This window comes from Bacillus sp. SD127, from assembly GCF_058566445.1.
The window spans coordinates 22,643-44,935 of sequence record NZ_CP191226.1 but is presented as its reverse complement, the minus strand read 5'-3'; the positions used below and the strand labels follow the sequence as shown (position 1 = coordinate 44,935).

23 protein-coding genes and 6 pseudogenes are annotated in these 22,293 nt (G+C 35.0%); 17 read left to right on the top strand and 12 right to left on the bottom strand.

What is annotated here, in order from left to right; genetic code table 11:
* Positions 1 to 288: 288 nt before the first annotated feature.
* The 3 genes from ACQVGS_RS00270 to ACQVGS_RS00260 all read left to right on the top strand — a co-directional run bounded on the left by ACQVGS_RS00270 (position 289) and on the right by ACQVGS_RS00260 (position 2,866).
* Positions 289 to 1,101, top strand: a complete 813-nt coding sequence (locus ACQVGS_RS00270; RefSeq protein WP_286109120.1) for a MerR family transcriptional regulator — start codon at positions 289 to 291, stop codon at positions 1,099 to 1,101.
* A gap of 90 nt (positions 1,102 to 1,191) precedes the next feature.
* On the top strand, positions 1,192 to 1,899 hold the full coding sequence (locus ACQVGS_RS00265) for a DUF554 domain-containing protein (protein WP_286109121.1): 708 nt from the start codon (positions 1,192 to 1,194) through the stop codon (positions 1,897 to 1,899).
* Between the two features lie 76 nt (positions 1,900 to 1,975).
* On the top strand, positions 1,976 to 2,866 hold the full coding sequence (locus tag ACQVGS_RS00260) for an AraC family transcriptional regulator (RefSeq protein ID WP_106019905.1): 891 nt from the start codon (positions 1,976 to 1,978) through the stop codon (positions 2,864 to 2,866).
* 278 nt (positions 2,867 to 3,144) lie between these two features.
* On the opposite strand, the pseudogene ACQVGS_RS00255 reads toward ACQVGS_RS00260, so the two are convergent.
* Positions 3,145 to 3,225 (bottom strand): annotated as a pseudogene (locus tag ACQVGS_RS00255) (hypothetical protein); the annotation flags it as partial.
* A gap of 55 nt (positions 3,226 to 3,280) precedes the next feature.
* Here ACQVGS_RS00255 and ACQVGS_RS00250 point away from each other — a divergent pair.
* Positions 3,281 to 3,385, top strand: a pseudogene (locus ACQVGS_RS00250) (DUF255 domain-containing protein); the annotation flags it as partial.
* A gap of 65 nt (positions 3,386 to 3,450) precedes the next feature.
* On the opposite strand, the gene ACQVGS_RS00245 reads toward ACQVGS_RS00250, so the two are convergent.
* A complete protein-coding gene (locus ACQVGS_RS00245) occupies positions 3,451 to 4,287 on the bottom strand; it encodes a helix-turn-helix transcriptional regulator (RefSeq protein WP_106019906.1) in 837 nt (278 codons plus the stop codon).
* 103 nt (positions 4,288 to 4,390) lie between these two features.
* Between ACQVGS_RS00245 and fabF the strand changes: the two genes are divergently transcribed.
* From fabF to ACQVGS_RS00220, 5 genes and pseudogenes are all read left to right on the top strand, one after another.
* Complete coding sequence (gene fabF / locus ACQVGS_RS00240) at positions 4,391 to 5,623, top strand: beta-ketoacyl-ACP synthase II (RefSeq protein WP_127696216.1); 1,233 nt, start codon at positions 4,391 to 4,393, stop codon at positions 5,621 to 5,623.
* Between the two features lie 171 nt (positions 5,624 to 5,794).
* Positions 5,795 to 5,962, top strand: a pseudogene (locus tag ACQVGS_RS00235) (DUF255 domain-containing protein); the annotation flags it as partial.
* A gap of 72 nt (positions 5,963 to 6,034) precedes the next feature.
* The gene (locus ACQVGS_RS00230) at positions 6,035 to 6,460 is read left to right on the top strand and encodes a recombinase family protein (protein ID WP_223203896.1); all 426 of its coding nucleotides are present in this window, start codon (positions 6,035 to 6,037) and stop codon (positions 6,458 to 6,460) included.
* 136 nt (positions 6,461 to 6,596) lie between these two features.
* Complete coding sequence (locus ACQVGS_RS00225; RefSeq protein ID WP_223257227.1) at positions 6,597 to 6,929, top strand: recombinase family protein; 333 nt, start codon at positions 6,597 to 6,599, stop codon at positions 6,927 to 6,929.
* Between the two features lie 32 nt (positions 6,930 to 6,961).
* The gene (locus ACQVGS_RS00220) at positions 6,962 to 7,531 is read left to right on the top strand and encodes a hypothetical protein (protein WP_223203898.1); all 570 of its coding nucleotides are present in this window, start codon (positions 6,962 to 6,964) and stop codon (positions 7,529 to 7,531) included.
* Between the two features lie 237 nt (positions 7,532 to 7,768).
* Here the strand turns inward: ACQVGS_RS00220 and ACQVGS_RS00215 are convergent, their stop codons facing one another.
* Entirely contained in the window at positions 7,769 to 8,371 is a 603-nt protein-coding gene (locus tag ACQVGS_RS00215; RefSeq protein ID WP_106019909.1) for a TetR/AcrR family transcriptional regulator, read from the bottom strand.
* A 477-nt stretch (positions 8,372 to 8,848) separates the two neighbouring features.
* Between ACQVGS_RS00215 and ACQVGS_RS00210 the strand changes: the two genes are divergently transcribed.
* Complete coding sequence (locus ACQVGS_RS00210; RefSeq protein WP_106019910.1) at positions 8,849 to 9,091, top strand: hypothetical protein; 243 nt, start codon at positions 8,849 to 8,851, stop codon at positions 9,089 to 9,091.
* A gap of 39 nt (positions 9,092 to 9,130) precedes the next feature.
* Here ACQVGS_RS00210 and ACQVGS_RS00205 read toward each other — a convergent pair whose 3' ends face one another.
* Positions 9,131 to 10,291, bottom strand: a complete 1,161-nt coding sequence (locus ACQVGS_RS00205; RefSeq protein ID WP_188323424.1) for an FAD-dependent oxidoreductase — start codon at positions 10,289 to 10,291, stop codon at positions 9,131 to 9,133.
* Positions 10,292 to 10,525: 234 nt separating this feature from the next.
* On the opposite strand from ACQVGS_RS00205, the pseudogene ACQVGS_RS00200 reads away from it, so the two are divergent.
* A pseudogene (locus ACQVGS_RS00200) lies at positions 10,526 to 10,991 on the top strand (ImmA/IrrE family metallo-endopeptidase).
* A 209-nt stretch (positions 10,992 to 11,200) separates the two neighbouring features.
* On the top strand, positions 11,201 to 12,058 hold the full coding sequence (locus ACQVGS_RS00195; protein WP_254517976.1) for an arginase family protein: 858 nt from the start codon (positions 11,201 to 11,203) through the stop codon (positions 12,056 to 12,058).
* 105 nt (positions 12,059 to 12,163) lie between these two features.
* Here ACQVGS_RS00195 and ACQVGS_RS00190 read toward each other — a convergent pair whose 3' ends face one another.
* The 6 genes from ACQVGS_RS00190 to ACQVGS_RS00165 all read right to left on the bottom strand — a co-directional run bounded on the left by ACQVGS_RS00190 (position 12,164) and on the right by ACQVGS_RS00165 (position 16,270).
* On the bottom strand, positions 12,164 to 12,304 hold the full coding sequence (locus ACQVGS_RS00190; RefSeq protein ID WP_223255253.1) for a hypothetical protein: 141 nt from the start codon (positions 12,302 to 12,304) through the stop codon (positions 12,164 to 12,166).
* A gap of 171 nt (positions 12,305 to 12,475) precedes the next feature.
* Positions 12,476 to 12,817, bottom strand: a complete 342-nt coding sequence (locus tag ACQVGS_RS00185; RefSeq protein ID WP_223257228.1) for a tetratricopeptide repeat protein — start codon at positions 12,815 to 12,817, stop codon at positions 12,476 to 12,478.
* A 347-nt stretch (positions 12,818 to 13,164) separates the two neighbouring features.
* Positions 13,165 to 13,806 carry a TVP38/TMEM64 family protein gene (locus ACQVGS_RS00180; protein WP_368208075.1) on the bottom strand — a complete coding sequence of 214 codons (642 nt, stop codon included), beginning with the start codon at positions 13,804 to 13,806 and terminating at the stop codon, positions 13,165 to 13,167.
* A gap of 124 nt (positions 13,807 to 13,930) precedes the next feature.
* Complete coding sequence (locus ACQVGS_RS00175) at positions 13,931 to 15,007, bottom strand: sensor histidine kinase (protein ID WP_106019914.1); 1,077 nt, start codon at positions 15,005 to 15,007, stop codon at positions 13,931 to 13,933.
* Positions 15,004 to 15,690 (bottom strand): response regulator transcription factor, encoded by a 687-nt coding sequence (locus ACQVGS_RS00170; protein WP_106019915.1) that lies wholly within the window; start codon positions 15,688 to 15,690, stop codon positions 15,004 to 15,006. The genes ACQVGS_RS00175 and ACQVGS_RS00170 overlap by 4 nt, the downstream gene beginning before the upstream one ends.
* Positions 15,680 to 16,270, bottom strand: coding sequence for a class I SAM-dependent methyltransferase (locus ACQVGS_RS00165; protein ID WP_106019916.1), 591 nt, complete (start codon positions 16,268 to 16,270; stop codon positions 15,680 to 15,682). The genes ACQVGS_RS00170 and ACQVGS_RS00165 overlap by 11 nt, the downstream gene beginning before the upstream one ends.
* Before the next feature lie 427 nt (positions 16,271 to 16,697).
* On the opposite strand from ACQVGS_RS00165, the pseudogene ACQVGS_RS00160 reads away from it, so the two are divergent.
* Positions 16,698 to 16,877, top strand: a pseudogene (locus ACQVGS_RS00160) (DUF255 domain-containing protein); the annotation flags it as partial.
* Between the two features lie 199 nt (positions 16,878 to 17,076).
* On the opposite strand, the gene ACQVGS_RS00155 reads toward ACQVGS_RS00160, so the two are convergent.
* Positions 17,077 to 17,553: an HXXEE domain-containing protein gene (locus tag ACQVGS_RS00155; protein ID WP_061571965.1), complete on the bottom strand. Its 477-nt coding sequence runs from the start codon at positions 17,551 to 17,553 to the stop codon at positions 17,077 to 17,079.
* A gap of 309 nt (positions 17,554 to 17,862) precedes the next feature.
* Here ACQVGS_RS00155 and ACQVGS_RS00150 point away from each other — a divergent pair.
* The 4 genes and pseudogenes from ACQVGS_RS00150 to ACQVGS_RS00135 all read left to right on the top strand — a co-directional run.
* A pseudogene (locus tag ACQVGS_RS00150) lies at positions 17,863 to 18,024 on the top strand (prephenate dehydratase domain-containing protein); the annotation flags it as partial.
* 199 nt (positions 18,025 to 18,223) lie between these two features.
* Positions 18,224 to 18,928, top strand: coding sequence for an alpha/beta hydrolase (locus tag ACQVGS_RS00145; RefSeq protein WP_268384881.1), 705 nt, complete (start codon positions 18,224 to 18,226; stop codon positions 18,926 to 18,928).
* A 175-nt stretch (positions 18,929 to 19,103) separates the two neighbouring features.
* Positions 19,104 to 19,265 carry a DUF255 domain-containing protein gene (locus ACQVGS_RS00140; RefSeq protein WP_077199439.1) on the top strand — a complete coding sequence of 54 codons (162 nt, stop codon included), beginning with the start codon at positions 19,104 to 19,106 and terminating at the stop codon, positions 19,263 to 19,265.
* A 38-nt stretch (positions 19,266 to 19,303) separates the two neighbouring features.
* Positions 19,304 to 21,193, top strand: coding sequence for a thioredoxin domain-containing protein (locus ACQVGS_RS00135; RefSeq protein ID WP_491830651.1), 1,890 nt, complete (start codon positions 19,304 to 19,306; stop codon positions 21,191 to 21,193).
* On the opposite strand, the gene ACQVGS_RS00130 is transcribed toward ACQVGS_RS00135, so the two are convergent.
* The gene (locus ACQVGS_RS00130; protein ID WP_106019917.1) at positions 21,190 to 22,089 is read right to left on the bottom strand and encodes a CPBP family intramembrane glutamic endopeptidase; all 900 of its coding nucleotides are present in this window, start codon (positions 22,087 to 22,089) and stop codon (positions 21,190 to 21,192) included. The genes ACQVGS_RS00135 and ACQVGS_RS00130 overlap by 4 nt on opposite strands.
* Between the last annotated feature and the right edge of the window lie 204 nt (positions 22,090 to 22,293).

Below are 22,293 nucleotides of genomic sequence, written 5' to 3'. Positions count from 1 at the left end.
GATCGGTAAAGAATTTAGAATTCATCCTGTGTTTTATATTTTTTTTAAGACCAAGGGCAAAAACTTTAAAATTGGCTAGGTGTGCTATTACCTGAATTGTAACGAATATCACTCCTTCTTATTTCTATTCAAATCAGATAAAGAATAGATATAATATTTATCAACTCAATCTTGGTTATTGCCGTCTATATAAGGGAAAACTTTACCTTTAGGGTTACTGCATCATATATAATGTGGATGTACATAAACAGTCACTAAACACGCTTTAATAACAGAGAGGTTGTTAGGATGAAGGAATTTTTCTCTATTGGAGAAGTATCTAAGTTATTCAATGTAAACATACCTACTCTTAGGTATTATGATGAAATTGGTCTCTTAAAACCAGAATTTACAGACGAACATAATAACTACAGATATTATTCTACACAACAATTTGAAAGATTGAGTACAATCAAGTACCTGAGGACATTAGGTTTGCCAATAAATAAACTGCTTGATTTTTATAATTCTCTTGAGGTAGATACTCTGATTCACTTGCTGAAAGGCCAGCAAACTGAAATTGACCGAAAAAAGAGGGAATTGGCACGCATTGAGAGAAAGATCTCTCGCCGCATTAAACAAATGGAAGACGCAGTTAATATGCCGCTAGAAGAAATTTCAAAAATCAAACTTCCTGAACTGCGTGTGGCGTATTTACAACATGAATATATTCTTGGTCAAGATATTGAGTATCCGGTAACAGAATTGAGAACTAAGTTTAAAGTCCACAAAGATCTATTTTTAGGGAAAGTAGGATTATCCATTTCAGCAACAAATATAAAATCAAATCAGTTTGACCGATATTCCAGTATATTTATGGTTCTGGAAGATGAAGATGAAATAACTTCACCTGAAATCACTTTCCCCTCAAGAGAATATCTGCAAATTAGATTTAAAGGGTCACATTCAGAAGCAGCAAAATACTACAAAATGTTACTTACATATATGAAAAAGCATCATTATGAATTGGCTGGCGACTCAATCGAAATAACGCTGATTGATTACGGGGTAACTAATAATCCAGACAATTATGTGACTGAAATACTTTTGCCAATCAAATAAACTTAATTAATAGCTGTCACATACACTTGACCCTCAAGTAACTTGAGGGTTTATTTTTTTGAAAGGAACTATTATTGGAGGAGATAGCCTATGTTTGGAACAATTTTTAACACAGTTATGATCATTGCAGGAAGTTTAATTGGTGGTATATTCAAAAAAGGAATGAAAGATGAGTACCAAGAGATACTTATGCAGGCAATGGGATTCGCCGCAGTTGGACTAGGGATCAACGCCTTTACACAGCATTTGCCTTCTAGTAAATACCCAATTCTTTTTATTGTCAGTTTAGCTATTGGAGGATTGATTGGTCAGAGCATAAATCTAGAATTAAGATTTAACAATTTAGTCAACAGGTTCTCTAAAAGCAATTTAGCCGAAGGTTTATCAACTGCAATCTTATTATATTGTATAGGCTCGTTGTCAATATTAGGCCCTGTTAACGCTGCTCTGCACGAAGATTATACTTATCTCCTAACAAACGGTATATTAGATGGGATCACTTCCATTGTTCTCGCTTCCACATTTGGTTTTGGAATAGCAGCATCTGCGGTTGTATTATTTACCTGGCAAGGCTCAATATATTTATTTGCAAAATTAATGGAAAGCGCATTAAATACAGACCTTATTAATGAAACCACAATTGTCGGCGGTGTATTAATCCTTAGTTCAGGGTTAAGTATTCTGGGAATTAAAAAATTTAAAACGTTGAACCTCCTGCCATCGCTGTTGATTCCGCCTATTGTAATTTTAATTATTCATGTATTTGGATTAACATTTAAATCCTTAATCTACAATTAACCTGCAAAACTGTGCACGGAATGTCGGGTAGAAACATTTCACCCCTGCTATTCTTTTGTTAAAGGAGGTCAAATAAATGGATTTGCTTAAAAGTATGAATAAAGCATTAAAGTATATTGAAGAAAACCTCACTAATGATATTGATTTTAAAGAAGCAGCAAAGCTTGCATTCTGCTCTGAATATCATTTTAAAAGGATGTTTTCCTTCCTTTCTGGTATTTCATTATCCGAATATATTCGTCGCAGACGTCTTACTCTTGCAGCTTTTGAGCTTAAAGACAGCAATGTAAAAGTGATTGACATTGCAATAAAGTACGGGTATAACTCACCAGATTCTTTTGCACGGGCATTCCAAAATTTGCATGGCATAAAACCATCAAAAGCCAGACTTAATGGCCATTCACTTAAAGCTTATCCACGTATGACCTTCCAGTTATCAATCAAAGGAGGAAGTGAAATGAACTATCGCATTGAAGAAAAAGAAGCATTTCGCATCGTTGGCATTAAAAAAAGAGTTCCTCTTATTTTCAAAGGGGTTAATCCGGAAATTGCATCCATGTGGGAAAGTTTAGATGAAGAAGCAATCAATACACTTAAAAAGCTTTCTAATGTAGCGCCTTTGGGACTCATTAGTGCTTCCACGAACTTTTCTGAAGGCCGGACAGAGGAGAAAGGTGAGCTTGATCACTATATTGGCGCAGCCACAACGAAACAGTGTCCAAATAACCTCTCACAGCTTGAAGTTCCTGCCTCAACATGGGCTGTATTCGAAGCAATCGGACCATTTCCGGATACACTGCAAGAAGTATGGGGACGCATTTATTCTGAATGGTTTCCATCGTCAAATTATGAACAAATAGAAGGTCCAGAAATACTGTGGAACGAGCATAAAGATATAACATCCCCTTCTTTTAAAAGTGAAATTTGGATACCGATCTTAAAAAAAAATAAGTTTTACGATAAATGAAGAAGAATTGAAGGTTCTTTTAGCAAACAATTAAAGTAATCGCACGCATGATGAGTAACTATAAGGATTTTTCAAATTATATATACAGAAAATAAAAACATACCAATATTCTTTATTTGGTATGTTTTTTTATAATGCAGCGTCTGCTTTTCATTCTGCAAATTAAGAGAACATTATCTTTATGTCATTCAGGACTTGTATTTGGCCACTGCATATCTTTATTGAAGGGATTATACCATATAATGCACTTTGAATTTTTAAAGGTGAAAAATTGTACTTTAGTAATCCCTTTTGTTTCCCTTCTTCACATATTCCCAATCACGTTCTACATTTTTCCTGACTCTGTAGAGAGAAGGTGATCCCATGCCAAATAACAATAAACCCAATAGATTAATCGCTGAGTAATCACCGTATTTGCTTCAACACGCCCACCACCCAGTAGACTGGTACCCGTGGGGAGAAGAAGCCTTCGAAAAAGCAAAACGCGAACACAAGCCGGTTCTCGTATCTATTGGGTATAGATAACCTTGGCTATTCTAAAGAACATTTTCATTTATGCGCATTAAGAAATAAATTTATCATAGCTAGCCTTCAATTAAACGTTTTAACTTAAGCTCAGTTTCAGTATTCTCAACTGGAGTATAGACGCTGCATCTTAAATCAGTATCTCCATGCACCTGTAATGAAGTAAGATTAAACAACATTTTACCTACCTTAGCATGACGAAACTCAATTAATACTTCAGGAGCAGAGCTTATCTCATTTTCATTCCAAATTTTACGAAACTCGGGATATGCCTGTTCCATTTCTTGTATAAATTGCTCATACCAGTCATCAGCCACATACTGTCCATAATACGTTCTAAATATTGCGATATATCCTCTAACAAAATGCTCCCAATTCACTGCTAAACTTTTAAATTCCTTTCTTGCGAATAGTAAGCGTATTATATTCCTTTCTGCCGGATTGATTTGTTCAAAATCCAAAAATACATTAGCTGCTGCTTGATTCCACCCAACAATCTGGCTTCTTCTATCTGATATAATCGTTGGGCAATAACGAAGTTCCTGCAACATTTTTACTAAAGCCGGACTGATTTCCTTCTCCTTCTCATTTATAAAGGGTTGTTTCACTCCTTCCTCTAACGCTAGAGCATACAAATATCTCCTTTCATCGTTATTTAATTGTAATGCTCGAGAAATAGCATCTAATACCGAAGTAGATACTTTTATATCTCTGCCTTGTTCTAACCATGTATACCAAGTAAGACTTACACCGGCTAGTTGAGCCACTTCTTCTCTTCTTAGTCCTGGTGTTCTTCTGCGGGTTCCTACAGGTAAACCAACCATTTGGGGAGTAATTTTCGAACGTTGGTTCTTTAGAAATTCTGATAAAGCTTGAAGTCTTGTTTCAGGTTTCATTAAGATCTCCCTTTAAAATAGTATTAATTATACTAGGATAAACAACAACTTGTAATAGGATAACACAATAGCTAAAGTTAATAAAAACGAGGAGGGAATGATCATGAAAAGAGTTGTCATTACTGGAATGGGAGTTATTTCTCCACTAGGAAATGATGTAAACAGCTTTTGGAATCAACTAGTTAAAGGACACTCGGGAATATCTCTAATTGATTCTTTTGATACTGCTGATTATAAAACAAAGATAGCCGGAATCGTTCGTGATTTCGATGCAGATGAAATATTGGGGAGAAAAGAAGCAAAACGATTAGATCGTTTTAGTCAGTTTGCCTTAGCAGCAGCCGAACAAGCATTAGAACATTCACAATTACAGTTAGATAAGGTTGATCTTGAACGTTTAGGGGTATATGTTGGTTCAGGAATCGGTGGCATACAATCGCTTGTTGATAATGTGGATGTATTAAATAAACGAGGTCCCGCGAGAGTAAGCCCTAGCCTTGTACCAATGATGATATCAAATGCAGCTGCGGCCCAGATAAGCATAAGATTAGGAGCACAAGGACCATCATTATCACCAGTCACAGCCTGTTCAATCGGGAATACCTCTATTGGTGAAGCTTTCAATGCTATCCGAAATGATGAAGCAGATATTATATTTGCCGGTGGAGCAGAAGCTGCAATCACACAGATATCTTTGGCTAGTTTTGGAAACGCCCATGCACTATCTACAAGAAACCAAAATCCAAATCGAGCCAGCCGTCCGTTCGATACAGATAGAGATGGCTTTGTTATGAGTGAAGGCGCAGGTATCTTAGTATTAGAATCATTAGAAAACGCTATTCTTCGAGATGCGCCGATATTATGTGAAGTAGTGGGGTACGGAGCTAGTTCAGATGCTCATCATATGGTAGCATCACACCCAGAAGGTAAGGGTGCCTACTTAGCCATGAAAAAAGCATTGAGAAGTGCAAATATATCAACAGGTGAAATTGATGTTATTAGTGCTCATGCAACAAGTACACAAGTAGGTGATCGTTCAGAAGTTCTAGCTATTAAGAAATTATTTGGTGAACATTCATGTAAACTTCCAACAACTGCAAACAAGTCAATGACTGGGCACATGCTTGGTGCTGCTGGCGGAGTAGAAGCAATTGCTTTAGTGGAAAGTTTGAGACGAGGAATTATTCCGCCAACTATTAATGTAGAGAATCAAGATCCAGATTGCGACTTAGATGTTGTATCAGAAGCGAGACACCTTCCATTGAAATATGGGCTATCAAATTCTTTTGGTTTCGGAGGACATAATTCAGCAATCGTGTTAAAGCATTACGATTGAAGACCCATCTTTATAGTTCAAAGGTGAAATAATGAATCTATCAAGGGTTTATAGCCCTTGATTTTCATTATGGAATACCTCACAGACAAATGATGACGGGTCTTAACTATCTGGTATATTAAATAGAGGAAAGAGAATACTTTAAAAAACATTTAGAAAGAAGGTGATCCCATGCCAAATAAAAGTAAACCCAATAGATTAATCGCTGAGAAGTCTCCTTATTTACTTCAACATGCCCATAACCCCGTAGACTGGCACCCCTGGGGAGAAGAAGCCTTCGAAAAAGCAAAACGCGAAAACAAGCCGGTTCTGGTCAGTGTCGGCTATTCGACATGTCATTGATGCCACGTTCGTAAAAATAGCCACCTAAAAATATAATAACATTATATTATATACGAAAGGTGGTATTATATGGAACTAAAAGACAAAATAAAACGAGTCGCCATATACCTCAGAAAATCACGTAATAATGAAGGCGAAGAAACCTTAGCAAAACACAGAAAACGCTTGTTAGATATTGCAAAAAAATATAACTGGGAGACCAAATTATTTCAAGAAGTTGGCAGTTCAATGGATGAAAATCGACCTGAATATCAAAAAATGATCTGCGAAATCAAAGAGAATCTTTTTGATGCTGTTTTATCTGTAAATCTTGCACGTGTTACTAGAGACGATGCCGAGACACCTAAATTTATGAGTTTATTAAGACAAGAAGATGTCCTCTTTGTTACCGATAGCGAACGAGTATATGACTTAGAGATTCAAGAAGATTGGCAAGCATTGAAATTCACTGGGTTCGTAAACAATTGGGAGTATGAAAATATAAAGGCGAGCTAAGGAAGGGGAAAAAAGATAGTGCCAAGTTAGGTAGGTGGTCAAACGGAACTCCGCCATTTGGTTATATTTATAATCCATTAGAAAAAAGAGTGGAAATTGATAAACAACAAGCAAAAGGTGTTAAATTGCTTTTCAGATGGTTATAGATGGTATTGGTGTAGATAATATCGCTATAAACTTAAACCAGCTAGGATTTAGAACTAAAAAAGGAAACATATTCAGTGATGTAAGCGTTCAGAGAATGATACGATCTGAAATTTATAAAGGATGGATAGTATCTAATCGTTTAAAAGGAAGAAATGTTCATCAAGGAAAGATGAGACCGAAAGAACAATGGATCATAGTTAAGGATGCAATAAACTCTGCATTATTGATGAAGAAACGTGGAACCAAGCCAATGACAAGTTGGACCTTAGACAGAATCTTGCCCCAAAAGCAAGACAACGAAGACACGGTTTGTCAAATTTAATTAAATGCGCAATATGTGGAAGAACTCACTCAGTGACCATTAGAAAGAATCGAAGACAAAAAAAGGAACTTAAACCTTGCAATAGAAAAGACCCGTTAGGCAACAAATGCTATAACAGAGGTTTAAATTACAATACTATGATGGATCTTATAATAAATAGAATAAAAATTAGGCGGGAAGAAATAATTGCTGAACTCCAAAATTTAAAAGAAGTAGGCAAACCTTTTGATTCCAAAGCTATCAAAATACAAATGATTGAAGAACGAATAAGGATAGTTCAAAAAGCGCTGAAAATGCTTCAGATACAATTAGAGGAAGACTTAATTGATTTAAAAGAATTTAAGGAAAGAAAAAAGATACGTTCACGAAAATTAGATAAACTTCAATTAGAATTAGAGGAAACAGAAAATATAACTCAAGAAGATGAAATAAAGGCAAAAGAATTACTCGTTGAGCGACTAGATCACTTTCTTAACAATTGGAAACAGCTAGATGATACGAAAATAAATGAAGGACTTACATCATTTATAAGTAAGGTAATATGGCATTATCCTAAAAGTAGCAATAAACCGCCATCATTAAATATAGAATGGATAGATTAAAGTTGAATAAACATAATCAAACATTTACAAACAAAAAAAATAGAGGAGCAAACACATTGTGTCTACTCCTCTAACTTTGTCTCTTTTTCCTTAACCTCTTCATAATCTGTCAGTTATCAAAAAGATTATAAACAGACCGCACGGTTTATTTTAAACTAAATGAGGAGATTTAAAATTATAAAGCTCTAGAGTCAAGTTATTTTACAATTACAATAATTACCTAACACCAATAATATTCTACTTAATGCCTTTAATAAAAATCCTCGTAGCCTCTTTTAGTAGCTCTTTTTTTTGTTGAATGGAATCATTACGATATAAAGTATCTATACTGTAAAATAATCCAGAAAGAATTTTTGAAGTGATTTGTATGTTATTAATAACCCAACTTCCATCGTTGATGCCTTCTCTTAAAATATCTTCCATAATCTCATAGTATTGGTCGTCTAATTTAGTTAATCTTTCCACTACTTCTTCAGATGAAAAAGCACTAGTGAAAAATTCCTCAGTTGCATTTAATAAAGAGTAATTAATATTAATATCAATCATAAATTCTGCTAAACCGTACAGTTTTTCAATCGCGTTTTTATATTGCCCCTTTTTTTCTGTCCAAAGATTATTCCACTCTTGAGTGTCTTCTTCCATAATGTGAAGAAATAAAAACTCTTTCCCTTTAAAATGATGATAAAGATTCCCTTTACTAATGTTGGCTGCAGTTAGAATGTCTCTAATAGACGTTTCTGAATAACCTTTTTTTGCGAATAAGTCGCGGGCAACGTTTATCAATTCTTTTTTTGTCTTTTCACTTTTTCTTTTTCCTTTTCCAGGTGAGTTACTTGTCATACTCCCTATCCTTTCATTATAGACACGTCTTTACTAAGTCCTTTTTCTGTCATTTTACCATATTTAAATCAAAACACGTTCATTTTACAAAGCCCTTTAAAATTTCTGATAAGATCTAGAATTGAAATATATAATGAGCCTGCTATTAGACAAACAATTCCTGTCACTAACATAACTGCTTGAATATGGATTCCCATAGCAATTAACGGAGTAATAATAGCAAAGGAAACAGGGTTAAATCCATTTGATGCTAAAAACATAATACTCATGACCCTGAAAAAAATAAAGAATAGACCGACTATTAGCTCGTCTAAACAGAATCATGAATACAGAAATAGTAATAGACCGTAAATCGTTAATGGACCTCTATTCCGTTTAAATAAATACCAAGTGTGATTTCTGAATTTATTCCTCATAAAACTATGTGTCTAATATAAAATTTATTGAATACATTTGCTCTATAAGGAGATGATTATTATGATTAAAATAAAACCGTCAAAAGTTATAATCATATCTTTATCAAAAAAACAGTTAAAAGAATTCTTATTTTTTGAAATTATTATTGGCTCAACAGGATATTGGATTTTTAAATACAAAAATAATATTTTCTTCGAATGTACGGGATTAGCAGCGAGTATTCTTTGTCCTTTACTTTTCAAAAAAATGATTTCTAAAAATAAATTTAAATTCAAGAAAAATCATATTATAACAGTAAGATAAAGAAGATACCGAATGTGGTATCTTCTTTTATTTATTAAGTCACTTGTTCACTGTTTCTTTACTATCTAATATAGTGCTTACTGTACCTTCAGCCACATTAGTTGGGTTTTTATATAGGTCAAAGTCAAAGAACATCGATTCGTTCTCTATCTCAGCCATTTTCTTGATTTTTTGAACTCTAGGTTTTCGATCGAATTCAAAATAATAATAAGCATCCTTATAATCATGTTCGGACATTAATTTCGATAAATACATTGCATCTTCAAGTGCAAGGGACACGCCCTGACCTGTAATAGGAGAAATACCATGTAAAGCGTCACCAATTAACACAACTCTATTCTCTGACCAATTTTCTAATGACTTAAATTCAAATCGGCTTCTTGCATGTATTTGACTTGAATTTTCAATCATACTCGGGATAGGATCGCTCCAATCTTTAAATAATTTTAGCAACTCTATCCTCAGTTCTTCGGACGTCTTTTGTTCTAGCTCCTTTGAAGAAATTTTTCGATCTGAAAAAACAAAACACAACCAATGATAGTTCTCTATATCTCCAGAATGACATCTTGCTATCATCATACTATTGTTTCCTTTTGCATAACCTATAAACCCTTCATTATCCTTACCGCATAAATCCTTCGAAGAAACAATTCCTTGAATAATTGAGTAGCCCGCATAAACCATTGAACATTGGTTAAATATATTTTGCCTTGTCTTTGAATGAATACCATCAGCTCCAATTAGTTCAGTTCCTGTCTCTTGCGTTCCATCCTCAAAAAAAGCTGTAACCAAGGTTTCATCCTGATGCAAATTTATTAGTTTTTTTCCGTAATGAATGCAAACTCCCTCATCTTGCGCTTTTTCTAACAATATGCTCATTAAATTTGACCTAGTCATGTATTGCATGGGGTAATAATTATTGTCTTCATCAACTAGATTAATAGTTGACATGACAGTCCCATACATATTGTGCATTTCAACATTTTTAATGCTCCAACTATTTCTTAACACTTCTTGTTTTAAACCGAGTGCTTCTAACACATCCATTCCATTTGGAGAGATTCCAAAAGCAGCACCAGCATCTTTTTTAATTGGATAACTTTCATAAACGGATGAACTAATCCCTTGTTTTTTCAAAAAAATCCCCATTGCTACTCCAGCAATTCCACCACCAATAATTAAAACATGTTTTTCCCTCACATTTATCATCCCCCTTTTTAAAAACAGACCGTTCGGTTTATATTTAAACAGTTATAGTTAACAAACACAATAGGACCTATTCCCTGTTTATGGAAATTATCCGAAGATAAAAACCGTGTCACTAACCTCTATCTATTTTAAAAAATAGTGACTGGATTTCAGACATGAGCAATACTTTTGCGACTTGACGCCACATCACTGGCAATCCTTTTATAAACAGAAAAAAAGGAAAGAGTGATACCAATTTATACGAGCAAGAACATAAAACATAAAGTACAGTCAATCTTGTTGAGTTATGGAACTAATGATGTTTATGAAATTTGCGAACAACTAAATATAATCATAACCAAGAACAATTTAGGACAAGCCGAAGGTTTACTTCAACATCTTAAAGAAGAAAAACGTTATATAATCCATACAAATGAAAACCTAACGCACCAAACATTCATTGTTGCCCACGAACTTGGACATTTTCCTCCACAAAAATTTAAATACTTTTAAAATGGCTAATTGCTCCGTTGTCTTAAAAGATAAGTTAGAACACCAAGCAAATATATTCGCTTCTGAATTGTTACTTCCGGACAAATTATTAAAAGAACATTTATTCGAAATACAAAACTTAACAATCAATCAACTCGCATCTTTCTTTAATCTGCCTACACATGTCATACAGCACAAACACTCACAATTGAAAATTTAGGCAAGGAGCAGGATGGAAACAGGGATTAACCATGTATGTGAAATCTCAATATAGTGGCACTTCCATAAAAATTCCAATTTGTCATTAACATGCTAAATCCTTTTTAAAAGTTTTAATGTATCTAACAAGACCAATTTATTGATACAAATATAGTTAATTGATAAAGTTTGAATTAAATGGATTAATTTAATAATGGAGGTTTGGTGTTTATGAGTAGAACAATAAGGTTAATAGCCCCTGATTGGCAAGGTGGAAATAAGCGAGAATATTATTTTGGTGCAGAATTACTGTCATGGTTAGCTCCTAAAAATGCCAACCAAAAAGAGATAAAATTAAATATTGAGGAACCGAAAAATGAAGAATTAGAAAAGGAAAATGGTGTGGTTGCTCAATCTACCGTTAAACGAAATGTGAGTATGGCAGCGGAAGTTTTGAAAAAAGAATTGCCAGATAAAATTATTACTTTTGGTGGGAATTGCTTAGTATCTCAAGCACCTTTTGATTATCTTCATGGTAAATATGGAAAAGAACTAGGAATCATTTGGATAGATTCTCATCCTGATGTTTCAACCCCAAAAGAATTTCATCATGAACATGCTATGGTTTTGGGGAATTTATTAGGAGCAGGAGATCCAGAGCTATCAAAAGGCGTTGAACATCCTTTTGATTCAGATCAATTTTTATATGTTGGATTGCAAAAACCACTTGATTTAGAAGTGAAATTATTAAAGGAATTAAATCTAAATTATACAGTTCAAGATAAAAACAATTTAAAATCTGAAGATATACAAAAGTGGATTAAAAAGAATGGTTTTACTAAAATAGCTGTTCATTTTGATTTAGACGTATTAGATCCAAATTTCTTTAGATCTTTATATTTCTCAGAGCCTGGTGTGACAGAATTTCCTTCAGAATCTGGAAAGATGACTTTTAAAGATTCATTGAATATATTAAAAGGTGTTTTTAAAGAAAATGATGTTGTCGGATTCACAATTGCAGAGTTTTTACCCTGGGATTCTATAAATTTAAAAAATTTATTAGCTGAATTAGATATTTTCGAACAATAGATAACGATTTTTCCTCTTGTATTGATTTAACAAAAAGACAAACGTCCATTTTCTAGACTCTATCCAAATAAAAAAAGCCCACTCACGAAAAACGAGTGGGTTACTTTAGCTTCCAAGCCGATCTGATGCAATACTAATTACGTTTTCAGATTTAGCTTGACCAAAAGTATCTGAATTAAAGGATAAGCCTAGTACTGTCATCCCCATTAAAATCGTCATTGATAAGGCAATCATTTTTTTCTTCATGAATAATCTCCCCTTTTCGAATTTCTTTTCTGGCTGCTATTACCTTACGATAATATTCGTTAGAGAGCGAAGAATTTCCTTTTTCATAATAAAACTCTGCAACCTCATGAGCATATTCTTCAATATCAGCAAACAATTTCTTCGATTGAAAGTAATCTAAGGCCTCATTAATTAAAGAAACATCTTCATCGGAAAATAAAGTCCCTTTAGCAATTTGAATTTGGCTTGGTATTCATAATCATTGTTACGCAGAACAATGGCACTTCCTTGTTCAAAATATAGAAGCGCTTTATTCATTTCCCCTTTCTGGGCTAATACATGAAACAAATTAAATAACGTTTTTGACTTAAAAATATGCTTTTCCTCTTGAAAAACTTGCAATGCCTTCATGAGATTTTGAATCGACAAATCATATTGACCAACACTCCTATAAACAATCCCTAAATTCATATGAAATGTTGCAATGAGATATTTTTTTCCGATTTTAAAAGCATCCTGTAATCCTTTTTTCAATTCCTTAATTGCACTATTGTAATTTAAAGTATCAATTAAATTTCAAGCTACTATAAACCTGCAATGAAGTATTCTTTCATCGTGAATGTCAAATTTCTTGTATATCTTTATAGCTCTCTTTGCATAACTCAGTGAAAAATAAGTTTGTTTCATATAGTAATATACTTCTGATACTTTAAAATAAAATTCTCCACGTTCAATTTCCCATTGGTTACAAGTCATTTCTAAAGGGTTATGTATTTCTATAGGAAAAACAAAAAAAGATACCAAAATCATCTGGTATCTATGGTTGAGTTCTCTAAAGATAGATTCAATTTAATATTAAGCTAAGCAACTATATCTAGTATCTATGCACTTTGCTTCTGCTTAAGACTGTTCCACATTTTAATGGTTACAACAGAAATCAAAACAAATGATACGATAACCAAGACAGTTCCCACTAAAGACTCGCTAAAGTTAATGACAATAAAGCTAGAAAAAATCAATAGAGGGATATTCGTAATAACGACAGTTAAGATGTAGACACTATACTTTAACCCAACGGCAGCTGATAAAAAACACACGACATCTGTTGGGGCTATCGGACAAATCATCCCCAATGCCAAAAACTTATAATTGTAAGCCTCCAATAATTTTTTTAGTTCTGGATGTTTATGCTCCAAATCCTTCATCATTTTTCCGCTTGAAAATATTCTAGAGAAAAGATAAACCAAGGTCTCGCTCAAAAAAATGCCAACCATCGATAATATAAAACTAACAATTGGATCAAAGCATATGCCCCCTAAAAACATGAGAGTTACTCCTGGAATAAAAAAGAGAAGCCTAATGATCCACAGGGCAATAAACAGCATCATCGCATATTTTGTATTCGTTGATATAAATTCCTGTAAATCACTCATTTCGAGTGAGAGGAAATGATATTCCTTTAGGATATAAATAGCTAAAAGCCATAAAGCTAAAATAAGAAATTTATTTTTCAATTTCTTCACTCTCCTCGCTTTCCATACATAAATGATAAGCAATAAAAATGAAGAAACACTCCGCAAAATACTTAAGGATTCTTAAGTTTTATTTTCAAGATAAAAGCTTATGGAAATTTTCCTCCATAAGCTTTTATCTATGCATTGGATGTTCGACAATGAAGCTCATCCAGCCTTCTCTATATTCAGCAAGGATATTACCATTATGAAGCTCAACAATTCTTTTTGAGATCGCAAGCCCTAGGCCGCTTCCTTGTTGATCTGTTCTTGCCTTATCGCCCCTGAAAAACCGTTCAAACAATTTGTTTATATTGTCAACCGGGAAATCCTCAACTTTATTAGAAACTTTCAAGATTGCTTTGTCACCAATGATCTCAAGGCTAATAAATAATTTAGATGGTTTCTTGCTGTATTTTATCGCATTCATAAAGAGATTATCATAAACACGAACCAACTTATCGATATCCATTAACACAGGAATATTGTCTTCTGTAATTGATTTTTGAACACTTAACTGTTCCTTTTCAAAAATAGGGATGTATTCCCCGATTATCTGTTCCAATAAACCCGACAAATCAGCTTCTTTACAGGTTAACTTAACGTCCGGGCTCGATAAATGTGTATACTCAAACAGTTCATCAATCAGGTATTTCAGCCTTTGCGATTTTGAATCAATTGTTTCGAGATATTCCTGAAATTGAGCTTTACTGTCATATTGGCCTTTTTTTAATAAATCCAAATACCCGATAATTGATGTTAATGGTGTTCTTAAATCATGAGATACATTTGAGATCAGTTCACTTTTCGATCTTTCTAATTGTCTTTCGTGTTCAAATTTTTTTTCTAACTCTTTGGACATATCATTAATGTTTTGTGCAAGCTGGGTCAATTCATCCCTACTTTCAATCCTAATGGTCAAGCCAAGTTTTCCATTGGCAATATGATGAACACTCTCAGTAATAAGCCTCAAATATAATATTTTTTTCCGTGCCATAATAAAAAAAACTACAATAAAAGTAAGAATAGCTACCGAGAATTGAAGCAATATCATAAAATAGCTACTCAGGAGGCTAAATTCTTTCAGATAATTCATTTTTTGTAGATATACGTTAGATAATATAATGAGTGTCATCATACCTAATGAAATAAGAAAACTAATTGCAATCGTACCAAGAAGCTTTACAATTAGCTTATTTCCAAACTTCCTCATATTTTATATCCTGTTCCCCAAACAGTTTTTATGTAAATGGGATGTTTGGAATCCTCTTCTATCTTATCCCTGATTTTTGTAATGTGTACCATGACAGTGTTGTCCGATTTAAAAAAGTCTTCCTTCCATACTGCTTCATATATTTTCTCAACACTTAGAACCATACCTTTGTTCATGCAAAGAAGTTCAAGTATATCGAACTCTTTTGGCGTCAGCCGCACTTCCTGCCCCCGCACCCATACTTGCCGTGTATCTGTATTGACGATCAGGTCACCGATTTCAATGATGTTCTTCGTGCTATTAGTATCCGTATTGTATTTTTTATACCTCCTTAATTGGGATTTGACCCTTGCGATTAACTCTAATGGGTTAAACGGTTTCGATAAATAATCATCGGCACCGGCAGCAAGCCCTTGAATTTTATCCATATCTTCCGATTTTGCAGAAAGCATGATGATGGGCAGATTTCGTTCTTGCCTAATCTTCATACATGCTTTAATTCCATCCATGCTGGGCATCATAATATCCAAGATCATGAGATCAAACTCTTTTTGTTCCAACAGTTTTAAAGCTTCGATTGCATCTTTAGCCTTTTGCGTGTGCAGACCTTCATTTTCTAAATAAACAGAAATAAGATTTCTAATATCTTTGTCATCGTCAACAATAAGAATGTTAGACTTCATATAACTCCTCCTTATCATTTTGCGGCATCGAACAGCTGAAGACATAAGCCGGAGGCACATTTCTAAGTTCTCTTTTTACATCTATTTTGGTAAAAAACTGTTCAATAAATGTCTTTTTATACATAGTGTATTGGAAAGTAATGAATTCCCCATCTTTTTTTAAAATCTTGGAGGTTTCTAATAAAATTTTGTTTGAAACACTTTTTGGCAAGCTTGCAAATGGAAGACCGGAAATAACATAGTCTATATAAGGTATACCATACTCCCTTACATGCTCGATGATATTTTCGGCAGATCCGTATACAATGAATAAATTCCTCTCATTTTTAAATTTTTCTTTCAGCAATGAATAAAATTCTTTATTTTGTTCGACTAATAAAATAATCGTCTCTGGATTTCGTTTTTCAAGCAGTTTTTTTGTGAATACACCTGTACCTGGTCCATATTCGATAATGTATTTGGCTTTCTTAAAATCAATTCCTTCCATCATTCTATCTCCAAGAAACCTTGAGCTGGGAAGGATGGAACCAACAGTGCTGGGATTACCTATATATTGAAATAAGAACAACAGACGTTTCATCTCTAATCTCTCCATTTGTTTTAAATTTATAATCTTACTTTAAATTCAAAACCTGAAGAAAGAGGGGCAAAAGTTCTTAAGAATTCTTAAGTTTTGGCGGAACTCTTTTCATAACTGTCGTCCTTAGCATAGGACTATCTATTTCCCTGCCGCCATCTATATCAAGAATGACAAATAAAAAAGAGAAGTATTAATCTTTGCATGAGTGATCGAGCATTCTCTTTCTATATATCTGAACCATTACTGACTCAACAAAGAAGAATTATTTAATTTATGTTATTTTATTCACCATTCATCAACACTTTTACACCCTGCGTTTTCATCACTATTGGATTTAAGAGGTTTGGATTGCCATATATGAAGGTATGCAATTAAATAATTGTGGTACAGTAAGTAGGAATAAAACAAGATGAAAGAAGGTGATCCCATGCCCACTAACAATAAACCCAATAGATTAATCGCTGAGAAATCACCATACTTACTTCAACACGCCCACAACCCAGTCGACTGGTTCCCTTGGGGAGAAGAAGCCTTCGAAAAAGCAAAACGCGAAAACAAGCCGGTTCTGGTCAGCATCGGCTATTCAACTTGTCATTGGTGTCATGTCTCTTAAAATAACCACAAAAGGCAACCAGTTTCGGCTGCCTTTTAATAATTTTATTGCAAATTTTTAGAAACCTAGATTCAAAAACTTTTTCTCTTCTAATTTAAATACTGTTGTTTTTTCTTTTGATTCATTGCATTTTATCTTGACCTCTAATTTGTGTCCCTTAATATCTTCCTAAATTCTAATCAATTCAAACTCATTAAGGAGATACTTTATCACCAACTTTAAATAATAATGGAATAAGTGCTAATAAAATAATTCCTACAACCAACGTAGATATTATTAACTCCTTCCATACAATCAAATTCTTTACAAACATTTGATAAATAACTAATGAGTTTACTGGAATGTTAAGCAATAAGCCCGTAAGAAGTCCAGGTGCGTACTTTTTCATTAAAACAGTTGCGATAAGATGTGGAAAAATAGCGTTGATAACCATAGAACCTAGAAAGCCAATGAAAATCCATTTTGCAATATCTGATTCTGGCATATATAAAAAACCAAATGCAGATAAATAAGCCAACATAGTTATAACAATGACAGCAAAATGAAATTCATTTGAGGTTACTGGCTTTTGAAACTTTGAAGGTTGTTGTGACCACTTAGGTAACCAAATAGCCTCCTCAATATTATGCAGTGTAATAGCAAAACAAAAAAATACTACGAAATAAACCATCTTTCATTTCCTCCTCGGTGCCACGTCTCTTAAAGGAATCAACCAATATGGTTTAGCAACATTATATTACATATGAGGGTGAACTGATATGGTGTTAAAAGACAGAAGAAGCTGCCTAAGTATTTTCTTCTCTTTTTTATATGTGCAATAACGTGTTGTTGGTGCCTCGTCTGAAAATTATAGATGCGATATACTATGTAAAATAGTATAAAAGTATAGAGGTGTAAAAATGAGAGTTGCTTATTTAGGCCTAATCGGAGTTTTTCAGAAGAAGCCTCATTTCAATACTTTCCAAAGGGTACTGAATGGAAAATGTGCGACACCATAATAAACGTTCTTGAAATTGTGGGTGAAAATCGGGCTGATAAGGGGATCGTACCGATTGAAAATTCTATTGAAGGTACAATTAATATTACGGCGGATGGCCTACTCCGAAATCAATTATTTATTGAAGCAAAGGAATCAAAATAAGAACTTGTAAGCTTCTGAAGAAGTGGACAAAAGAAGGGTTTTAAATACAAAGTAGAATATGTTATACAGATATAGAGAGATAATATAATTCATTTGTGGCAAATTAGGAATAGTTTGATTTGTTTGAGACTACGTAGAAGAATATAAAATGTATGTGATTTTTTACCCAATCCTATATGTCTTATTCTATGGAGGAAATATGCTTAAAGATAACTTTAAAATTAGGAATATCCCCGCGGTTTTATGGGGAGAAAAGAGTGAAAAAATTTTTATTGCAGTACATGGAAATATGTCAAATAAGGAAGATGCAGTGATTCAATTATTAGCTGAAGAAGCCAATCAAAAAGGTTATCAAGTATTAAGCTTTGATTTACCTGAGCATGGAGAAAGAAAAAATGATAATACTCCTTGCAAGGTACAGCTTTGTGTTAGTGAATTATCTATAATTATGAATTACGCAAAAGAACACTGGAAAGAAGTAAGTGTGTTTGCATGTAGTATGGGAGCTTATTTTAGCCTTTTGGCGTATCAAAATGATGTGTTAAAAAAGGCATTATTTTTATCACCCGTAGTTAATATGGAACGAATTATCGAAAATATGATGAAATGGTTTAATGTAACACCAGAGCTTTTGCAAAAAGAAATGACTATAGAAACACCTATTGGTCAAAAGTTATATTGGGATTATTTATGCTATGTAAAAGAACATCCTATTAATACATGGAATACAGATACATATATTATGTATGGAGCCAAGGATGAACTGTGCGAATTTGAAACTATTAACTATTTTACAAAAAAACACCGTTGTGAATTAGAAGTCCTGGATGCAGGTGAACATTACTTTCATACTGAAGAACAGTTGAAGGTATTTGAACAGTGGTTACACAAGCATATAGATTAACAAATTACAATTTATCTAGATTTATCAGAATGGTGGACCAACCACATCGATGACTAACTTTTTTTATGATTATCTTATTAAACGAATGTAATGTCACATTACTAATGAAAGTATATAATTCAATAATTGTGGTACGTTAAAAAAAGAAAATTATTAGATGAAAGAAGGTGATCCCATGCCCACTAACAATAAGCCCAATAGATTAATCGCTGAGAAGTCGCCATATTTACTTCAACATGCTCACAACCCCGTTAATTGGTTCCCTTGGGGAGAAGAAGCATTTGAAAAAGCGAAACGCGAAAACAAACCTGTTCTCGTATCTATTGGGTATAGCTAGCTCGGGTAGCTACACGCACATGTCATTGGTGCCACGTCATGGCTCATGAAAGCTTTGAGGACGAGGAAATCGCCCGCCTTCTTAACGAACGTTTTGTTGCGATTAAAGTAGATCGGGAAGAGCGACCTGATGTTGATTCTGTTTATATGAGAATCTGCCAGCTAATGACCGGACAGGGCGGCTGGCCGCTGAATGTGTTTATCACGCCTGATCAGAAGCCGTTTTACGCGGGTACATATTTTCCGAAGACCAGTAAATATAATCGTCCGGGTTTTGTGGATGTGCTTGAGCATCTTTCAGAAACGTTTGCGAATGATCGTGAGCATGTCGAGGATATTGCAGAAAACGCCGCTAAACATTTACAGACCAAAACAGCAGCTAAAACAAGTGAGGGGTTAAGCGAATCAGCGATCCACCGGACATTCCAGCAGCTTGCCAACGGTTTCGATACAATCTACGGCGGCTTCGGACAGGCGCCGAAATTTCCTATGCCTCATATGCTCATGTATTTGCTCCGTTATTATCACACGACGGGGCAGGAAAACGCTTTGTACAACGTCACGAAAACACTGGACAGCATGGCAAATGGAGGCATCTATGACCATATCGGCTATGGGTTTGCCCGCTATTCGACCGATGATGAGTGGCTCGTCCCTCACTTTGAAAAAATGCTGTATGACAATGCGCTCCTGCTGACAGCTTATACTGAAGCTTATCAAGTTACGCAAAACAGCCGTTATAAAAAGATTTGTGAGCAGATCATTACGTTCATTCAACGGGAAATGACCCATGAAGACGGGAGCTTTTTCTCCGCTTTAGACGCGGATACAGAAGGCGAAGAAGGAAAGTACTATGTGTGGTCAAAAGAAGAGATCTTGAAGACGCTCGGAGAGGATCTCGGCGCGCTGTATTGCAACGTGTATGACATCACAGAAAAAGGAAACTTTGAGGGCAAAAACATTCCCAACCTCATTCACACCAAGCTGGAACAAATCAAAGCGGATAGCGGCTTAACCGAAGAAGAGCTCAGCCGCAAGCTTGAAGATGCAAGACTGAAGCTGTTAAAGACGCGTGAAGAAAGAACATATCCGCATGTTGATGATAAGGTGCTGACGTCATGGAACGCACTAATGATTGCGGGTCTCGCTAAAGCGGCAAAGGTATTCCAGGAACCCCAATACCTCACCTTGGCTAAAGACGCTATCACCTTTATTGAAAACAATGTAATCATCGACGGCCGGGTGATGGTTCGGTATCGTGACGGCGAAGTGAAAAACAAAGGATTTATCGACGATTATGCCTTTCTCTTATGGGCTTATCTCGACCTCTATGAAGCCTCGTTTGATCTATCATATTTAGAAAAAGCGAAGAAACTGTCAGACGATATGATCGATTTGTTTTGGGACGAGGAGCTTGGGGGATTCTACTTTACCGGACACGACGCAGAAGCGTTAATTGTCAGAGAAAAAGAAGTGTATGATGGCGCGGTGCCTTCAGGAAACAGCGTGGCAGCCGTTCAGCTTCTGCGCCTCGGGCAAGTCACAGGCGATTTGTCGCTGATTGAAAAAGCCGAAACGATGTTTTCCGTGTTCAAGCCTGAAATTGAGGCATATCCGAGCGGCCACTCTTTCTTTATGCAAAGTGTGTTAAAACATATGACGCCTAAAAAGGAAATTGTGATTTTTGGGCGCCCGGACGATCCAGACAGAAAACAAATCACAAGCGCGCTTCAACAGGCCTTTATTCCAAACGATTCCATCCTGGTGGCAGAACATCCCGACCAGTGCAAAGACATTGCACCGTTCGCGGCTGACTATCGCATCATAGACGATCAAACAACCGTGTATATTTGTGAAAATTTCGCCTGCCAGCAGCCGACAACAGACATCGAAGAAGCCTTACAAACATTAAAAAGCAGCAGGGATTAAACGCCTTGCTGCTTTCTTTTTGATCTCTTATGGTATTGTACAACGATAAACGCAAATAAAAGATTAACGACAACCGTAAAGAAAGTCTCCCACATCGGATTTCCCCGTGTGATGGCAAATAATGAAGGAATATCTCCATATACACTGTTTTTTTCAGTAATAAAAAGACATAAAAACATATTATTCGCGGCATGCACACCAAGTGAAATTTCAAGGCTGCCTGTTTTGACCGTATAATACGTTAAAAGAATCCCAATGGTTACATACTCAATGCCTGCCCAAAAAGCACCATTACTCATTTCAGGATTGCCAAAGTGTACAGCCCCAAATAGACCGCCGACAATCAGCGTCAATACAAAAGGGTTCTTTATTACTTTTCCAAAAGCCTGCAATAAAAATCCCCTGAAAAACAGTTCTTCCGCAGAAGTCTGGAGCGGCACCAATAACAGAGATGCCACAAGCAGCCACAGAAAACGAGAGGCGTCAAAATCCTGAAAAGTGTATTTCGCCGGATGAATCGCATAATCAATCCCCTGAACCACAGCCATCAGCAAGAAATAAGCGATAAAGCCAAAGAAAATGCTGCGCCAGCTGATTTTTGCATGCGGTGTAATGACTGATCGAAACGGGCGTTTCAGGATAAAGCGAACCGCCAGCCAAACCCCTGGGATCGCAAATACATAAACGATATGAGCTAAAAACAGATCAGCCAAAGAATCGGTTAACATACCTGTATCCACATCAAACGCGATATGTGGACTTAAAAGTGCAGTCAATAACATCATAAAGACATAAACAATGCTTCCAAAAAAGAATAAGCCAACCATCACCAAAAAGGAGAAAAAATATCTCCACAATGTATTGTTTCCTTCTAGAGGACGGATAAATGAATTCATTCCTTCTATGACTCTTCCTTTCAACGAGAATATTACTATATATTTGCATAATTTGGTCTACTAATCTACTGTTTTGGAAATCTTTTAAGCAAAATTAAGGCGAAAAGTGTGAATTTAGTTCTTCCATCTAGTGATTTGAACTCTGTCCCCAATGAATCAAGATACTTATAATAATGCCAAGAGGGGAATGTTCAGTCTTTCTCC

What these genes read in the sequence shown, in the direction of transcription:
- ACQVGS_RS00270 (WP_286109120.1), top strand. Translation starts at nt 289, where the DNA reads ATGAAGGAATTTTTCTCTATTGGAGAAGTATCTAAGTTATTCAATGTA.
- ACQVGS_RS00265 (WP_286109121.1), top strand. Translation starts at nt 1,192, where the DNA reads ATGTTTGGAACAATTTTTAACACAGTTATGATCATTGCAGGAAGTTTA.
- ACQVGS_RS00260 (WP_106019905.1), top strand. Translation starts at nt 1,976, where the DNA reads ATGGATTTGCTTAAAAGTATGAATAAAGCATTAAAGTATATTGAAGAA.
- ACQVGS_RS00245 (WP_106019906.1), bottom strand. Translation starts at nt 4,287, where the DNA reads ATGAAACCTGAAACAAGACTTCAAGCTTTATCAGAATTTCTAAAGAAC.
- fabF (WP_127696216.1), top strand. Translation starts at nt 4,391, where the DNA reads ATGAAAAGAGTTGTCATTACTGGAATGGGAGTTATTTCTCCACTAGGA.
- ACQVGS_RS00230 (WP_223203896.1), top strand. Translation starts at nt 6,035, where the DNA reads ATGGAACTAAAAGACAAAATAAAACGAGTCGCCATATACCTCAGAAAA.
- ACQVGS_RS00225 (WP_223257227.1), top strand. Translation starts at nt 6,597, where the DNA reads ATGGTTATAGATGGTATTGGTGTAGATAATATCGCTATAAACTTAAAC.
- ACQVGS_RS00215 (WP_106019909.1), bottom strand. Translation starts at nt 8,371, where the DNA reads ATGACAAGTAACTCACCTGGAAAAGGAAAAAGAAAAAGTGAAAAGACA.
- ACQVGS_RS00210 (WP_106019910.1), top strand. Translation starts at nt 8,849, where the DNA reads ATGATTAAAATAAAACCGTCAAAAGTTATAATCATATCTTTATCAAAA.
- ACQVGS_RS00195 (WP_254517976.1), top strand. Translation starts at nt 11,201, where the DNA reads ATGAGTAGAACAATAAGGTTAATAGCCCCTGATTGGCAAGGTGGAAAT.
- ACQVGS_RS00190 (WP_223255253.1), bottom strand. Translation starts at nt 12,304, where the DNA reads ATGAAGAAAAAAATGATTGCCTTATCAATGACGATTTTAATGGGGATG.
- ACQVGS_RS00175 (WP_106019914.1), bottom strand. Translation starts at nt 15,007, where the DNA reads ATGAGGAAGTTTGGAAATAAGCTAATTGTAAAGCTTCTTGGTACGATT.
- ACQVGS_RS00170 (WP_106019915.1), bottom strand. Translation starts at nt 15,690, where the DNA reads ATGAAGTCTAACATTCTTATTGTTGACGATGACAAAGATATTAGAAAT.
- ACQVGS_RS00165 (WP_106019916.1), bottom strand. Translation starts at nt 16,270, where the DNA reads ATGAAACGTCTGTTGTTCTTATTTCAATATATAGGTAATCCCAGCACT.
- ACQVGS_RS00155 (WP_061571965.1), bottom strand. Translation starts at nt 17,553, where the DNA reads ATGGTTTATTTCGTAGTATTTTTTTGTTTTGCTATTACACTGCATAAT.
- ACQVGS_RS00145 (WP_268384881.1), top strand. Translation starts at nt 18,224, where the DNA reads ATGCTTAAAGATAACTTTAAAATTAGGAATATCCCCGCGGTTTTATGG.
- ACQVGS_RS00140 (WP_077199439.1), top strand. Translation starts at nt 19,104, where the DNA reads ATGCCCACTAACAATAAGCCCAATAGATTAATCGCTGAGAAGTCGCCA.
- ACQVGS_RS00135 (WP_491830651.1), top strand. Translation starts at nt 19,304, where the DNA reads ATGGCTCATGAAAGCTTTGAGGACGAGGAAATCGCCCGCCTTCTTAAC.
- ACQVGS_RS00130 (WP_106019917.1), bottom strand. Translation starts at nt 22,089, where the DNA reads ATGAATTCATTTATCCGTCCTCTAGAAGGAAACAATACATTGTGGAGA.